The 14,702-nt window shown below is 56.0% G+C and carries 16 protein-coding genes; 6 read left to right on the plus strand and 10 right to left on the minus strand.

Annotation, left to right across the window (positions count from 1 at the left end; genetic code table 11):
• Nucleotides 1-7 precede the first annotated feature (7 nt).
• A complete protein-coding gene (gene speB / locus EL26_RS10135; protein ID WP_038087793.1) occupies nt 8-886 on the minus strand; it encodes an agmatinase in 879 nt (292 codons plus the stop codon).
• A gap of 16 nt (nt 887-902) precedes the next feature.
• Nucleotides 903-1,733, minus strand: a complete 831-nt coding sequence (speE, locus tag EL26_RS10140; RefSeq protein WP_038087697.1) for a polyamine aminopropyltransferase — start codon at nt 1,731-1,733, stop codon at nt 903-905.
• Nucleotides 1,734-1,931: 198 nt separating this feature from the next.
• On the opposite strand from speE, the gene EL26_RS10145 reads away from it, so the two are divergent.
• The 3 genes from EL26_RS10145 (at nt 1,932) to EL26_RS10155 (ending at nt 6,906) form a co-directional block, all read left to right on the plus strand.
• Nucleotides 1,932-4,037 carry a transglycosylase domain-containing protein gene (locus tag EL26_RS10145; RefSeq protein ID WP_052036221.1) on the plus strand — a complete coding sequence of 702 codons (2,106 nt, stop codon included), beginning with the start codon at nt 1,932-1,934 and terminating at the stop codon, nt 4,035-4,037.
• A gap of 122 nt (nt 4,038-4,159) precedes the next feature.
• Entirely contained in the window at nt 4,160-5,344 is a 1,185-nt protein-coding gene (locus EL26_RS10150) for a pyridoxal phosphate-dependent aminotransferase (RefSeq protein ID WP_038087700.1), read from the plus strand.
• 326 nt (nt 5,345-5,670) lie between these two features.
• The gene (locus EL26_RS10155; RefSeq protein WP_052036222.1) at nt 5,671-6,906 is read left to right on the plus strand and encodes an MFS transporter; all 1,236 of its coding nucleotides are present in this window, start codon (nt 5,671-5,673) and stop codon (nt 6,904-6,906) included.
• A 42-nt stretch (nt 6,907-6,948) separates the two neighbouring features.
• Here the strand turns inward: EL26_RS10155 and EL26_RS10160 are convergent, their stop codons facing one another.
• A complete protein-coding gene (locus EL26_RS10160) occupies nt 6,949-7,422 on the minus strand; it encodes a hypothetical protein (protein ID WP_038087703.1) in 474 nt (157 codons plus the stop codon).
• A gap of 206 nt (nt 7,423-7,628) precedes the next feature.
• On the opposite strand from EL26_RS10160, the gene EL26_RS10165 reads away from it, so the two are divergent.
• Nucleotides 7,629-9,413, plus strand: a complete 1,785-nt coding sequence (locus tag EL26_RS10165) for a M6 family metalloprotease domain-containing protein (RefSeq protein WP_052036223.1) — start codon at nt 7,629-7,631, stop codon at nt 9,411-9,413.
• A gap of 63 nt (nt 9,414-9,476) precedes the next feature.
• On the opposite strand, the gene EL26_RS10170 is transcribed toward EL26_RS10165, so the two are convergent.
• Nucleotides 9,477-9,743 (minus strand): hypothetical protein, encoded by a 267-nt coding sequence (locus EL26_RS10170; RefSeq protein WP_038087706.1) that lies wholly within the window; start codon nt 9,741-9,743, stop codon nt 9,477-9,479.
• Nucleotides 9,744-9,851: 108 nt separating this feature from the next.
• Here EL26_RS10170 and EL26_RS24950 point away from each other — a divergent pair, with 108 nt between their 5' ends.
• The gene (locus tag EL26_RS24950; protein WP_038087708.1) at nt 9,852-10,502 is read left to right on the plus strand and encodes a hypothetical protein; all 651 of its coding nucleotides are present in this window, start codon (nt 9,852-9,854) and stop codon (nt 10,500-10,502) included.
• A gap of 71 nt (nt 10,503-10,573) precedes the next feature.
• Here the strand turns inward: EL26_RS24950 and EL26_RS10180 are convergent, their stop codons facing one another.
• From EL26_RS10180 to EL26_RS24955, 3 genes are all read right to left on the minus strand, one after another.
• Nucleotides 10,574-10,783 (minus strand): hypothetical protein, encoded by a 210-nt coding sequence (locus EL26_RS10180; RefSeq protein ID WP_038087709.1) that lies wholly within the window; start codon nt 10,781-10,783, stop codon nt 10,574-10,576.
• 9 nt (nt 10,784-10,792) lie between these two features.
• Nucleotides 10,793-10,930 (minus strand): hypothetical protein, encoded by a 138-nt coding sequence (locus EL26_RS25480; protein WP_161780705.1) that lies wholly within the window; start codon nt 10,928-10,930, stop codon nt 10,793-10,795.
• Nucleotides 10,931-11,076: 146 nt separating this feature from the next.
• Nucleotides 11,077-11,334 carry a hypothetical protein gene (locus tag EL26_RS24955; protein WP_152559229.1) on the minus strand — a complete coding sequence of 86 codons (258 nt, stop codon included), beginning with the start codon at nt 11,332-11,334 and terminating at the stop codon, nt 11,077-11,079.
• A 124-nt stretch (nt 11,335-11,458) separates the two neighbouring features.
• Between EL26_RS24955 and EL26_RS10185 the strand changes: the two genes are divergently transcribed.
• Nucleotides 11,459-11,695 (plus strand): hypothetical protein, encoded by a 237-nt coding sequence (locus EL26_RS10185; RefSeq protein WP_152559230.1) that lies wholly within the window; start codon nt 11,459-11,461, stop codon nt 11,693-11,695.
• 27 nt (nt 11,696-11,722) lie between these two features.
• Here EL26_RS10185 and EL26_RS10190 read toward each other — a convergent pair whose 3' ends face one another.
• From EL26_RS10190 to EL26_RS23680, 3 genes are all read right to left on the minus strand, one after another.
• Complete coding sequence (locus EL26_RS10190; RefSeq protein ID WP_038087713.1) at nt 11,723-12,244, minus strand: hypothetical protein; 522 nt, start codon at nt 12,242-12,244, stop codon at nt 11,723-11,725.
• Nucleotides 12,245-13,089: 845 nt separating this feature from the next.
• On the minus strand, nt 13,090-13,737 hold the full coding sequence (locus tag EL26_RS10195; RefSeq protein ID WP_038087804.1) for a DNA-methyltransferase: 648 nt from the start codon (nt 13,735-13,737) through the stop codon (nt 13,090-13,092).
• A 129-nt stretch (nt 13,738-13,866) separates the two neighbouring features.
• The coding region (locus EL26_RS23680; protein ID WP_161780706.1) for an N-acetylmuramoyl-L-alanine amidase family protein at nt 13,867-14,702 on the minus strand (836 nt) is incomplete at its 5' end.

Raw genomic sequence — 14,702 nt, forward strand, 5'->3', positions numbered from 1 at the left:
TGCGTTCTTATTTCTTCTGCGGGGCCAGACCGAGCAGCACTTCGCGCACGATCTTGGACGCCAGAATTTGCGTTTGTTCCGCCGGATCGTACACCGGTGCGACTTCGACGAGGTCGAAGCCGACGATGTTCAAGCCTGCGTCGCGCATCAAGTAGAGCGCTTTGAACAGTTCACGCGCGGTGATCCCGCCCGCATCGAGCGTGCCGGTGCCCGGCGCTTCCGCCGGATCGACGACGTCGATGTCGATGGTCAGGTAGATCGGACGGCCTTTGAGCTCGTCGATGCAACCCTTGAGCGGCTCCAACACATCGAACGGGTAGAAGTTCGTGTTCTCGCGCGCCCAGTGGAATTCTTCGCGGGTGCCGGAACGGATGCCGAACTGGTAGACGTTCTTCGGGCCGACGATGTCGCACGCTTTGCGCAGAACGGAAGCATGCGAGTACGGCTCGCCTTCGTAGTCTTCGCGCAGGTCGGCGTGCGCGTCGAATTGGATGACGACGAGGTCCGGATACTTCTCGTGGAAAGCGCGAACCGGACCCCAGGTGACGAGATGCTCGCCGCCCAGACCGATCGGGAACTTGCCGTCGTCAAGCAATCCTTTGACATAGTCGTAGATCTGATCGACCGACTTCGCCGGGTTGCCGAACGTCAGCGGAATGTCGCCCGCGTCGAAGTAGGAGACTTCTTCGAGGTGCTTGTCCAAGTACGGGGAGTACTCTTCCAAGAGGATCGAAACTTCACGGACGCGTTGCGGGCCGAGACGGGTGCCGGCACGGAACGAGACCGTCCAGTCCATCGGCATGCCGTAGATGACGACATCCGCTTCTTCGTAGTTCGAGGTAGCGCCGATGAATTCGCGTCCGCTGTAGGCCGGGTCGTGTTTCATGCGGTGGATGGTCATGTTATTTCAACAGCTCCCCTACGAATTTCGGCAGCGTGAAGACCGTTTTGTGCATGCCTTTGTGGTAGTACTTGGTGTTTTCCGGCTCGATCAGTTTCGCTTCGTCCACTTCAAGCGGATCGTACTTCTTGGAGCCCATCGTCCAAGACCAGAGGCCGGACGGGTAGGTCGGGATCGACGCGGTGTAGTAGCGGGTGACCGGGTAGATCGACGCGATGTCTTTGAACACGCGGGTGATCAGTTCGGAGTTGAACCACGGCGACTCGGATTGCGCGACCATGATGCCGTCTTCCTTGAGCGCTTCGTAGATGCCTTGGTAGAAGTCGCGCGCGAACAGACCGACAGCCGGGCCGACCGGTTCGGTGGAGTCGACGAGGATGACGTCGAACGAGTTTTTGTTGTCGTGGATATACTTGATGCCGTCCACGACTTGCACGTCGACGCGCGGATCTTCGAGCTTGCCCGCGATCTCCGGCAGGTATTCCTTGGAGACTTCGATGACGCGGCCGTCGATTTCCGCAAGAACTGCGGTTTCGATAGACGGGTATTTCAAGATCTCGCGGATCGCGCCGCCGTCGCCGCCGCCGACAACGAGGACGCGCTTCGGGTTCGGGTGGGTGTTCATCGCGAGGTGCGTGATCATCTCATGGTAGACGAATTCGTCCTTGTCGGTGGTCATGACCATGCCGTCGAGGACGAGCATCTTGCCCCATTGGTTGGTTTCGATCAGGTCGATGCGTTGGAATTCCGATTGCTCGGTGTGCAGGGTCTTTTCAATCTTCGCGGTGATGCCGTAGTTCTCAGTTTGTTTCTCGGTGTACCAAAGTTCCATCGGGTGAGAACCTCCTTGGGTGGGTATGTATGTGAACTTGCAGGTCGATGCTGACTTTTAAGGCAGACGGTAGGTATTATACCAAATCTAGTGAGAAAATAAACAGGTTTTCGCGACTTTTTGATAAGAAATCTCGTATGTTTCGACGATCGTTGGATCATACTGGGTGATTAGGAATCCAAACAGGGAGGAGCCGCTATGAAAACTCCTTACAACGAAGACTGGGAAGAGAACCTCGAAACCGACCTGCAACTGCATCCCAGACCGCGCAGACGGGGTCCGGCGATGTGGTTTTGGAAAGCGATGGTCATCTTCTTGATGTCCACACTGGCATTCGGGACTTTCTTCTACTTATATTTGCGCTATTCGGACCTGCCCCCCAACGAGATTGCCAACCCGTCCGCGCTCGTCGCCGGCGACGGCAGCACGCTGACCTCGCTCGTCCAAGGCTCAACCCAACACCGGATCAAGATCCCGCTTGCCGACATCCCGAAAAACTTGATCGACGGGACCCTTTCGGTGGAAGACCAGCAGTTCTACCACCACAGCGGCATCAACCCGTTCGGCATCGCCCGCGCGCTGTGGGTCGATCTCAAAAGCGGACACGTCGTCGAAGGCGGCTCCACGATCACGCAGCAACTCGCCAAGAACTTGTTTCTCACCCAAGACCAGACCGTCTCGCGCAAACTGCGGGAAGCGATGCTGACGATCCAGTTGGAGATGAACTACTCCAAGGACGAAATCTTGGAGCAATACCTGAACGTCATCTACTACGGCCACGGCGCATACGGCGTGGAAACCGCCGCCAAGACCTATTTTAACAAGGACGCCCAAGACCTCGACCTCGCCGAATGCGCGCTGCTCGCCGGCCTCCCCAAAGGCCCGAGCCTCTACGATCCGTTCCTCGACTTCGACCAAGCCAAGGACCGCCAGCGCACGGTGCTCGATCTGATGGCGGGCCAAGGCTACATCACGAAAGCGGAAGCCGACGCCGCCTATCAGGAAAAAATCGAACTGGCCCCCCAACAGACTCCGTCCGGCACGGCTCCGTACTTCACGGACTACGTGTCGTACCAATTGAAAAACAACTACGGCATCTCCGACGACGAACTCTATCGCGGGGGACTTCAAATTCAGACCACGCTCGACCCCAAGATGCAAGCCGCCGCCGAGCAAGCCGTGCAGGACCAGTTGAAAAAACTCCCCGCCTCCTCCCGCAACATGCAGGTTTCCCTGATTGCGATGGACCCGAAAACCGGCGAAATCAAAGCGATGGTCGGCGGCAAAGACTACAAGCAAAGCTCGTTCAACCGCGCCCTCGCCAAGCGCCAACCGGGCTCCGCGTTCAAGCCGGTCGTCTATCTGACAGCCTTGATGAACAACTTCACGCCCGCCACCCGCATCAAAAGCGAGCAGACGACGTTCAAATACCGCGACGACCAAGGCGAGGAAAAAACGTACGACGTGCACAACTACGGCGATTCCTATCTGCACGACTACATTTCGTTTCGCGATGCGATCGCCCGCTCCGACAATGTGTTTGCCGTGACGACCGTGATGGACATCGGGCCGCAAAAAGTGATCAACACCGCCAAAGCGCTGGGGCTGACCGGCGACATGAAGCCGTACCCGTCGCTTGCGCTCGGCGTGTTTCCGGAATCGCCGCTTGAGATGGTCAAAGCGTACGCGCCGCTCGCCAACGGAGGCTACAAAGTCGAGCCGCACGTCGTCGCGCAGATCGAAGACGCCGACAACCGCACGATCCGCGCCTTTCAAGAGCAGCGGGAAGCGATCCTCGACCCCGGCGTGACGTACATCCTCACCGACATGATGAAATCGGTGTACACCTCGCCAGCGGGCACCGGCTACCGCGTACACCAGATGTTCGACCGCCCGGCGGCGGGCAAGAGCGGCACGACCGACACCGACGCGTGGATGATCGGCTACACCCCCGACCTCGTGACGGCCGTTTGGGTCGGCTATGACAAAGACCAACTGCTATCGCCGACCGAGTCGTACGTCGCCGCGCCGATCTGGGCGCAGTTTATGAACGCGGCGCATGAAGGGATCGCGGTGCACGATTTCCCGAAGCCGGACAATGTCACCGAGTTGTACATCGACCCGCACACCGGCCAATTGGCGACGGAAAACTGCCCGGAGCGGCAACGCGAGTATTTCTTGGCAGGGTCGGAGCCGACCGAGTGGTGCGAAACGCATCCGTCTGTGACCGGCACGGCGAAGAACATCACGCAGAAGACGGAGAGCGGGTTCCGGTCCTTTTGGAACTGGGTCACCGGAAACTGAATACAGTAGGAAAAAACAGGCGGGTCGGGCACGAAAAACCGACCCGCCGTTTGCTTGACTGCCAAATAGTGCACGAGTATTGTAAGAAGTAGTAGAAATAGGATTACTGGAGGGAAACCGACATGGCATTTGGACTGTCCGACCGGGTGAAAAACATCGCCCCGTCCCCAACGCTTTCCATCGACACCAAGACGAAAGCGATGATCGCCGAGGGCATCGACGTCATCAACTTGAGCGTCGGCGAACCGGATTTCGGTACGCCGGAAGTCGCGTGCGCGGCGGGCAAAGCAGCGATTGACCAGCAATTCACCAAGTACACCGCCGTTCCGGGCATCGTGGAACTGCGCAAGAAGATCGCCGAACAGCTCGCAACCAAACGGTTGTCCTATACCGCTGACGACATCCTCGTCTCCTCTGGCGCGAAACACTCGCTGTACAACGCCTTCATGGCGCTTTGCAACCCGGGCGACGAAGTGATCTTGCCGGCTCCGTACTGGGTTTCCTATCCGGAGATGATCCGCCTCGCCGAAGGGGTTCCGGTCATCCTCCCGACCGACGAAAGCACCGGGTTTAAAATCACCCCGGCGCAATTGGAAGCGGCGGTCACCGCGAAGACCAAAGTCCTGCTCCTCAACTCGCCGAGCAACCCGACCGGCGCGGTCTACACGCCGGAGGAACTGCAAGCGCTGGCCGAAGTCGTTCGCAAGCATGACTTCTATGTGATTTCCGACGAAATCTACGACCAGCTCGTCTACGGCGTGGAGCAGATCTCCATCGCCTCGCTGGGCGAAGACATCCAAAAACGCACCATCGTCATCAACGGCTTCTCCAAATCCTATTCCATGACCGGCTGGCGCGTCGGCTATCTGGCGGCCGACCGCGCGATCGTCAAAGCGATGACGTCGTTCCAAAGCCACACCACAGCCAACCCGGCTTCGATTTCGCAAAAAGCGGCCGCAGCCGCGCTTGACCACAAAGACGATACGATGGTTCCGGAATTCCGCTGGCGCCGCGACTACGTGCTGGAACGCCTGCGCGCGATGCCGCACGTATCCTGTGAAACCCCGACGGGTGCTTTCTACGTGTTCCCGAACTGCTCCGGGACGTTCGGCAAATCGTACCAAGGGCATGCCATCAACAACTGCGACGACTTTGCGGCGCTGCTGTTGGAGAAAGCGAACATCTCGCTCGTGCCGGGCTCCGGCTTCGGCTCGCCGAACAACTTCCGCATCTCCTACGCCACCTCCCGCGAGAACCTCGCCAAAGCGATGGACCGCTTGGAAGCGTTCCTCCGAGAAGTCCAGTAAACCAAAAACCGCAAAGACCACCCCTCCTTGAGGAGAGGTGGTCTTTTTGTTTAACTCAACGACAAAAATCAAATTGATCAAGGAGAAAGAAAAACCGGAAACCTGGTATTGATCCCCAAATCCTACCATGTTATTATTCGAATTGTATATTATATCCAAGTTATACTCAATACAACTAAACTTCCTCATAAACAGATATTGCAGAGGGAGGGAAGGGAACATAAGTTTCCAGATTGTTTTCACAGACGGAAAATTCGTTTATTTCAGAAAACGAACTGGACTGTTCCTTCCATAGTTCTGGTTTTCCATTCGATAGGAGGATGTACATGAGCAATACAGACGCAGCAACTTCAAGCCCGCCAAAGGCTCCCGGTATGCGAGACTTGTTGGCGAATCGTAATTATTGTTATTTGGTTTTCGCACAGTTTGTATCCGACCTTGGAGATGGCGTATACGCATTGGCACTGCTTTGGGCGATGAAGATCTTGACCGGTTCCGGTGTGCAGATGTCGATGGTTCTGACAGCCGAATTGATTCCAACCATTTTGATCGGGATCTTCGCGGGTGTATTTGTGGACTTGGGCAAGAAAAAAGCCTTTCTCCTGACGGCAGACATTTGTCGAGGCGTCGTCGTCGCGGCGCTTGGCTTCCTGTGGTACACGAGTCAACTTCAACCTTGGATGCTTGTTGCCGCTGCCGTGCTCCTCTCTTCCTTCAGCGCCTTCTTCACTCCTGCACGAATGGTATCGCTCAGAACCTTGGTACCCGCTGAAAACATGATGAAAGCACAAAGTGTGTCGCAAACGATTCAAACCGTCGTCGGTCTGTGCGCACCTGCGCTGTCGGCCATTTTGCTTGCCTTTAATGTCTCGTTTTCCTTCTGGTTTAATGCTGCCTCCTTCCTGCTCTCCTTCCTCTTGATCCTGTTCATTCGACATGCAGACCTGAACAAGAAAAAGGAAGGCAAAGCGGATTTTACCGCCATCAAAGCTTCCCTGAAAGTTGGATTCAAAACGGTGTTTCAAACGGCGTTGTTACGGAACCTGATCTTATATGTTGTGCTTCTGAACTTCATGTTCGCCCCTGTAAGTGTTTTGTTCCCCCTCTACGCAGATACCGCAAATGCACTCGCTTCGTATGACATTGCGTTTTTTGTCGGGATCCTGCTTGGTTCGATTGCACTTGGATTCTTCTCCAAAGCACGCAAGATCGTCCCGATGACTGTCGGGCTGCTCCTGATCTTGGGCGGGTTCTTTGGTCTCGTGTATTGCAACGCTTTCGCTCTGGTGCTCGCCTGCATGGTTCTGATTGGCCTTGGGATGCCGATTACAAACGGCACCTTGATGACCGTCTTCATGACAGCCGTTCCACAAGAGGTTCTCGGTCGGGCGGGCAGTACCATGAATGTTCTCTCCCAATGCGCGAAGCCCATTTCGTTATCGATGATCGGCTCGCTGATCCTTTTGTTCAGCGTCCGCGATTTGTTCCTCTACATCTCCATCTTGGGACTTGCGGTGGTCGTGCTCATGGTGCTCAATCCGACCGTTCGAAAAGCCGAATAAACAAAAACCGCTTCAAGGCGCAGCGCCTGAAGCGGTTTTTTGTTAGTTCGGGTCGGTCATCTGGTCGATTTTCCAAGTGCCGTCTTTTTGCTTCACGACGTGGAACTGTTTCTTATAGGAAACGGTCATCTCGTGCACGTCGCCGTGGTCGCGAACACCGTCAACCGTCCAATCGGCGTAGACGGTGAACTCATCGCTTCCGTCCTTGACCATACTCAATTGATTAAAGGCAATCGACTTCACGATGTGCTTTTCGTTCAGCATCAACCGCTGCTGCATCACGGCGTTTTGCTGCGTCATCTGCTGCGACAACAGCGGGTCGACCAGCCCCTTGGCGAGCAAATCGTGCAACTGAGTAGTGGTCGTCGCTTGCCACGCGTCGTAAATCGCTTGATGCGCCTGCTTAAACGCCGTGAGTTTCTGCTCCTGCGTCTCTTTCGATCCCCCGCAGCCGACCAGCCCGAACAGCAAGACAACCACCAATACCAGCGCCCAACCTCCACGCATCACTTTCATCAGAACCGCCTCCTGTCCTCTCCAGTATAAACGAAATTTTCATACATCCACAGAGACTAAGCGATTCGGATTCATATTTTAATAAGGTTAAATTAAAATGACCCAATGTGTCAAACTTTTTGTTGACTTTCCGGTATTCGTGGATTATATTTTAGACACATTCGACAATTCTGTGATTGTCGAGCAGATAAGGGGGAGGTATTCAAATGAAACAAAAGCAAAAACTGGTTGCTTTTGCAGTGGTTTCGTCTCTCACCGCCGCTACGATGCTGGCGACTCCGGGCGTCTCTGCAAAACCGTTGGCTTCCACGACGGCGGCTCCGGCTGTAGCCGCGGACAACACTCTCGGTTCGGTGCAATTCTCTGCTGAAACGATGGCTCCGGAAGCTGCGAAAGTTCTGCAAGACAAAGGCATTCGACCGAAACAACCGAGCCCGAAACTCAACAAAAAGAAAAACCCGAACTCCCGTCCGGACCACAAAAGCCCGGAAGATCGTCTGACCCTCAGCCCGACGCAAAACAACCTGGCGATCCTCGTCAAATTCCCGGAAGAGAACGGCCATTCCGCTGTTCCGGGAGCACCGGATGAGCGCATCCCGGCTAAATACTTCAACGACCTGCTCTACGGCACTTCCTACAACCCGTACGAACTGCCGGAATTCTCGAAATACGCAACGGCTCCGGACGGCACCAAAGCTCCGACCGATCGCACCCTGCACAACTACTACAACCAAATTTCCTACGGCAAGTTGAACGTCACCACCCAAGACTCTCCGGAGAACGTGAACTGGGTCACCGCTCCGCATCCGTACTCCTACTACTTCGGCAACACCGGTTCGCTCCCGACGTCCCCGAACGATTACAACGCGAACGGTTTCGGCGACTACCCGCACAACGTGCAAGGTCTCGTCGAGGACGTGCTGAAAGCGGCCGACGCGCAAATCGACTTCTCCAAGTACGCTGTTAACGGTGAAGTTCCGGGCGTCTTCATCATCCACGAAGGCACCGGCGGCGAGTGGTCTGCAGACCCGCAACAATTCTGGTCTCACAAATGGGACCTCGACGAAGTCACCTCTGACGGCGGCCAAACTTACGTGCAAAAGAACGGCATCATCCTCGACGGCGTGAAAGTTTCCAAATACTCGATGGAACCGGAACTCGGCGGCAACTTGTCCGGCTTCGACGGCGAATCATCCTACGATCCTTCTCTCGTAAGCGGTCCGTTCGCTCCGGCTGTCGGCGTGTACGCGCATGAATTCGGTCACATCCTCGGCCTCCCGGACCTCTACGACTACGGCTACGACTCCGAAGGCGTCGGAGCATGGTCTGTCATGGCGGGCGGCTCCTGGGCACGCTACCCGAACTACCTGCAATACAACGGCAACACCCCGGTTCAACTCGACGCATGGAACCGCTACTTCGCGGGTCTGGCAGACGCGGTTGAAATCAACAACCAAAACAGCCTGACCATCCCGTCGGCTTCCAACACCAACAAAGTCTACAAGTACACCGTGAACGGCACCCACGGCACCGAGTACTTCCTGCTGGAAAACCGTCAGCTCCAAGGCTACGACCTCGGCCTGTCCCGTTACGGCGGCGTGAAAACCGGCCAACTCAACAAAAACATGCACGGTCTCGTCGTGTACCATGTCGACGACAACGTCCTGCAACGCAACTTCTGGCGTCCGGATGAAGGCCAAGACGCGAACCCGAACCGTATGGCGTACAACCCGGTTGACGCGTACACCGGCACCAACGAATGGCACTACGGCGTCGGCATCATCCAAGCGGACGGCAAGTTCGACCTCGAAAACAACGTGAACGCCGGCGACGCTGGCGACGTGTTCCCGGGCACTTCCGGCAACACCAGCCTCCAGTTCAACAAAAACTTCTACAGCGGTTCCTACTACATGCCGACTGCTTCCGTGAAGTTCGGTCTCTCGAACATCAAGGAAACCAACGGCGTGATCACCGCGAAAGTGACCAAGTAAGTCACCGAGTAAGCTCGCCTCACAAAAAGAGCCTCCGCACGCAACCCGCGCGCGGAGGCTTTTTTACTTGTTTCTTTGCTCTCTGGATTCTTCGTAGCAGCCTTCGGTCCCGCCGAGATGACCGGAGCCGTCGGTGAATTGACCGTCGTTTTTGATGGTGATCATCCCCGCCGATTCCAATTCGCCCAGCACTTCGAAGAGGCTGTCCCGCTGGTCGCCCGGCAGTTCGCGGACGAAGTTGTTCATCTGCTCAGCCGGAACGTTTTGCGTGAAGTGAACGCCTCCGTGGTTGGCATAAAAGTCCTGGTGCACGTCTTTTTTGCGCGACATGTGCGTCCCTCCCCTTGATTTTGTCTCAGGAAGTAGTGTATCCGCCCACACGCCCGTTCATGCTCTTCCATATCTTATAGGGAGATGACCCGAGCGGAGGTGCACCCGATGCCCGAGAGCAAGAAAAAGGGCCGCAAAAGTTTGGAAAAACGCGTCCGCACGCTCAAAGCGTGCCTCGCCACCCTCGAACCGTCGCAACCGACCTACGAGACCACCAAGCGCATTCTGGAGCAGGAAATTGAACTCGTCAAAGCCGAGCTGAAATCCCCGCCCAAGAACGCCAAGACGCAAACAAAATCGGCGAAACCCGCCAAGACGCGCAAGTCTGAAGCCGCCCTCAAGCCCAAGAGCAAACGCTCTCCGCTGCCCGGCGGCGCGTCGTTCCCCAGCTTCCAACTGCCCAGCCCCAAAAGCCCGACGTTTGTGGAAGACTCGATGAAACACCTCACCAACTTGCGCGACCAGATCAAAAAATACAGCGGCTACATGAGCCGCGCCGATCAGATGTTTGACGCTCTGCACGGCGTGGGCAGCCACTTGCACAAGGAAGGCGTGCTCCCGAAAGTGATCGGCGGCAAGTTCAAAGACATGACCGCCGGCGAATGGTCGACGCTGCTCATGGCGCTGATGAACTCGCCGCTCGCCGGATTTCTGCTCGGAGGCGGCGCGGGCGGCGGCGGCGCAGGAGGCGGCGGCGGCGCAGGAGGCGGCAGCAACGCGGAAGAAGCCCCGCAAGAGGTAAAAGCGGACGGTCAGTAGTTGGCCGTCTTTTTTCCTGCGGGCATGAAAAAACGACCCCGCGCCGAGGCCGTTTTTTCCGATCCTATTTCTTACTCTTTATCCGGAGCCAGCAACCACAACAGGACGAAGATGATCAGGAACGCCAGCGCAAACCGCCAAAAGCGGTCGTTTGCGGCCGGCGGCGCCGGGGCGAACGGCGACGGGACGGAAATTTCCACTCCGCTGAAGCCGATCTCGCCCTCTGCTCCGTGCTGCCGTCGTTCCCGCTCTTCCCGCTTGCGACGTTTCGAGCGCCCCATGAGGTGTGATCAGTCCTTCGGCTTGATGAATTTCTGCATCTCTTTGATCGTTTTGTCGTCGACTTGGCCGTTGCCGTACTTCTTGACCAAGTCTTCCACGTTGGCGTTCGGGTTGCCGCCCTTGGTGGCGTCTTTGTACGCTTTCATGAATTGGTCTAAGAGTCTATGATGTATACTTGTTTAATGCTCTGCGATGTGTGCATTTTTGAACCCTCAAATACATGAATAGACCACTCCGACGTAGGGAGTGGTCTATTCTTTAGTGGATCAGGTTGACGACAGGCGGCGCGAACTCATCCTTGTACGGAAGCGGCGGCAGGTCTTGGTGAGAGGTATTCACCTACTTGCAACGGTGTCGGAGGCAAGAAATCGCCGACGCGATAGGGGTTAATCGGCGCGTCAGAATCCGAATCGGGAGATGCTACGCTTTCAGAGTAAGGCTGCGGGCCGATCTCAGCGGCATAGAAGTTCGGCTTCGGTTTGTTGGGAGTCGGAGGCACATCATTGCCAAGCGACGGCGGCACATCGTAGCCCGGACCGGGAGGTAGCATTTCACCAGCTCGAAAGTCGGGAGCTGGCGGTATAATCGAATGGGCTTGAAACATAATCTCACCTCACATAAAATTTAGAATACTACTAAAAGAAAGTATAGCATTGACAGAGGTGAGATTTAAAGTGTGGACTTCAAGAAACGGAGTGTGGCGCGTCAACCAGAAGCGGTTCCTACGCTCCGGCAAACTCACGAATCTTACGCTCGACCAAACATACGGGTTTGTCGTGAACAAAGAGAACCAGGTCGAGTTGTACGGACATGGGAAACAACGAGTCAATCCGAAAGTGCCGGCCTACCTCAAAGCGCGGATCGTCGCCATCTCAAACGGAACTCTTCCCCTCCCCCGCGTGAGCCGGTGATGTTTAAAAGGTGACAACCCTCGGCGATCATGCGAATAGATACTTCTTCTCAAACCACAACTCCCAATACCTGACCATTCTCCTCAAACGCACCGCGTCGCACGGCGGGTGCGCCCGCAGGAACGCCGCCACGATGCGCGGTGTTTCTGTCCCCCACTCTACCACCCTCCCCACCGTCGCCGCCACAGACGCGCCGCCTAGGGCGTAAGCATAGGCCTCGATACGGTCGGCCAGCTCCTGCGGCACCCGCGTGTACAATCGCCGGTTCGCTTCCCTTGGTTTGCGGTACTTCGACTTCCCTGCGCTGCCGTACAATATGAACTCCGGATCGAACTCAAAGTCGAACCGCTGGTGATGGCGCTTCGAGTCGATCAGGTCGCGATCGTATAAAACCGCGCGCACGAAAAACTCCGCGATGTCTTTCCTCGGTACTCTACAGCAATATTCCAGCTCGGCAACGCGAGCGTCGTGTTTCGGAAGCAAGCGTGCGTCGATGCTCACCTTCTTGTCGCTCCGTTCGGCTCTCTCCTTGACTCCCTCTCTCTTCACCTTGACCGCCTCCATTTTGTTGGGTAGCTCTACGAAACCATGGTTTTATCGTAAGTATATTTCATCCTATGAGCAGGGCAGGGAGGACATGACGGCGCGCCCAAATTCCCAAGCGTTGCGAATTTGGGCGCTGACATAAATCGAGATGGTTCAAGGGCGCTTGGCCGCGAGGCCGGGCGTCTTTTTTGCTGTTTCGTGCGTTACGCCACGTTCCCGCGTGCAGATCGCGGGCGAATCCTTGCCGCTCGCAGGGGTTGGGGCGAAAAATCGCTCTGTTCGCCTAGTGTTCGCTTCTATAAATCCATAACATTAAGATAACAGTAAATATTTTGTCTCGTGTGAATTTTACATTACTATAATGCGTGAGTTACCACTAATTCAATACCTGTAATTATTTGTACATAAATTTCGTGGTGGTAATTCCGTTCTCAAATGGATTACTCTTCCCAACCTATTCAACATGAGATAATTTCAGTTTACAAATAATATCGCCTGAAAACTATTGATATAACTAGGTTTCCAAGCAAACTTGACAACATCACCGCTCTATGTATAGACTTCTCCATTCGTGTACACTTCAAGCATAAATTACTCTAGATTTTATTAAATCAGAAACAGTTTACTAAACATATATATATACATAAAACTCATTGGTTTTCATTTCATATACATGACAGTTACTGACTTGAAAGTTCTATAGAGTCATTGTGTGTATTGTACGTCACATAGAAAATACACGGCTGATAATTTCACTATCGAATTCCTCTCTCACCCCCTCCAATCAGCGCGAAATCGACTCGTAGGAAATAAAAAAAGCCCCCGGCCGCGAGGCCGAGGGCTTTCGTTCATGCTGCAAGTTGCTGTTGCGCGATCTGGAAGATTTCCTCCGACAGCTCGCATCCCACGAAGCTTCTGCCGGTGTTCCGCGCCGCCAACGCCGTACTCCCGGAGCCAAGGAACGGGTCGAGGACGAGATCGCCCGCGTTGCTCGACTTCTGGATCAAGAACTCCAACAGTGCGGTAGGCTTCTGGTGGGAGTGAACCAGCGAGCCCGGTGCGATCTTCGAGAAGCGGAGCACGTCCGTGTGCCTCTTCCTGCCGTCCACTTCGTTCAGCAGTCGCCGACCTTTATGACAGAACAGGACGACCTCATACTCCGGCGCATACGCGCCCAAAGTGTCACTCATTCCATGCCCGCCTTTGATCCATATCATGGCGTTTTTCGGGCGGAAGCCGCACCTGCGGAGCATCGGAAGTTGCTCCTCTACCTTGTCCCATCGCGTGAACCAGTACAGATGAGAGTTAGGCTTGAGGACGCGGTACAGCTCCACGGCCACGGATTCAAGGAAGCCGATGTTGTCTTTGTGGTCGTTTAGGATGCCTTTGGCTGTGGCCACCTTCGACCCGCGCGTCGCCCGGAACTCAATGCCGTACGGCGGGTCGGTCAGCACCAAGTCCACGGACTCCGATTCCGTCCGGCGGAGAAGGCACATGCAGTCTTCGTTGGTAATTGTGATGTTGGTCATGGTGTATCATCCCCTTCTCGATCTCCAACCAAAGGGGGCCTCGCTGTGTAGAGCGTCTGAGAGATTGCCCTTTCTTAAATTCGCAAGTGGTTGGGATTATTTCTGATCGGAGCGCATCTGCTCCGCGCCAGCGCTGTAGCACGCTTGGAGCTTGGTATTGTCCGTGAGCGGCCACATTGCTTGCAGCAGGACTTCGACCCGTCGAGCGGCTGTTGATGTCGGCTTGCCAAGGTCGGCGCTGATCTGGAGCCCAGCGCGGACGCGGATCGCGTTCGCCGCACGATTGAGTGCCACCTGATCAGGCGTGCGTGCCTCGGTGAAGAACGCGCCGATCTGATTCACCGCGTCGGCGGCAGCCTCTTTGTCGAGATCGACAGCGGTTTGTTTCGGTGCCGGAGCAGGTGCATCCGACGGGAACGGCACGCCGTAGAAGTCGCAGAACGCGCGCGTGATCAGCGGCGCGAATTCATCGAGGTTCGCTTGGATTTTCGGGAGGTCGTCGGAGTCGATGAACCCGATCTCGACGAGCATGGCATCCATGTCGGTGCCAACGATCACGCGCCAGCCGAAGCCGCCCCGGCCGCCGTCGCGCACAGCCTGCCCGTGCACGCCGCAGACGGTCGAGACGTTCTGAATGATCCCGCGTGCCAGCGGCGCGATGGGGCCGCCGTCGCCGTTCGCGTAGATTTCCGCGCCGTGGCCGCCGCCAGCGTTGACGTGGATGGAAAGGAACACATCGGCGCGCGCGGCGTTGGCGATCCGGCAGCGCTCGTTGAGGTCCGGATTGACCGATGTGGTGTTGCCCGGCGCTACATCCGTTTCCCGCGTCATGACGACGCTGAAGCCCGCGCGTCGGAGCAAGTCGCGGAGCTGGAGGCCGATGTGCAAGGTAATGTCTTTCTCGCGGGCACCGGACGCGCACGCGCCCGGAT

This window comes from Tumebacillus flagellatus (assembly GCF_000714935.1).
GTDB lineage: Bacteria > Bacillota > Bacilli > Tumebacillales > Tumebacillaceae > Tumebacillus > Tumebacillus flagellatus.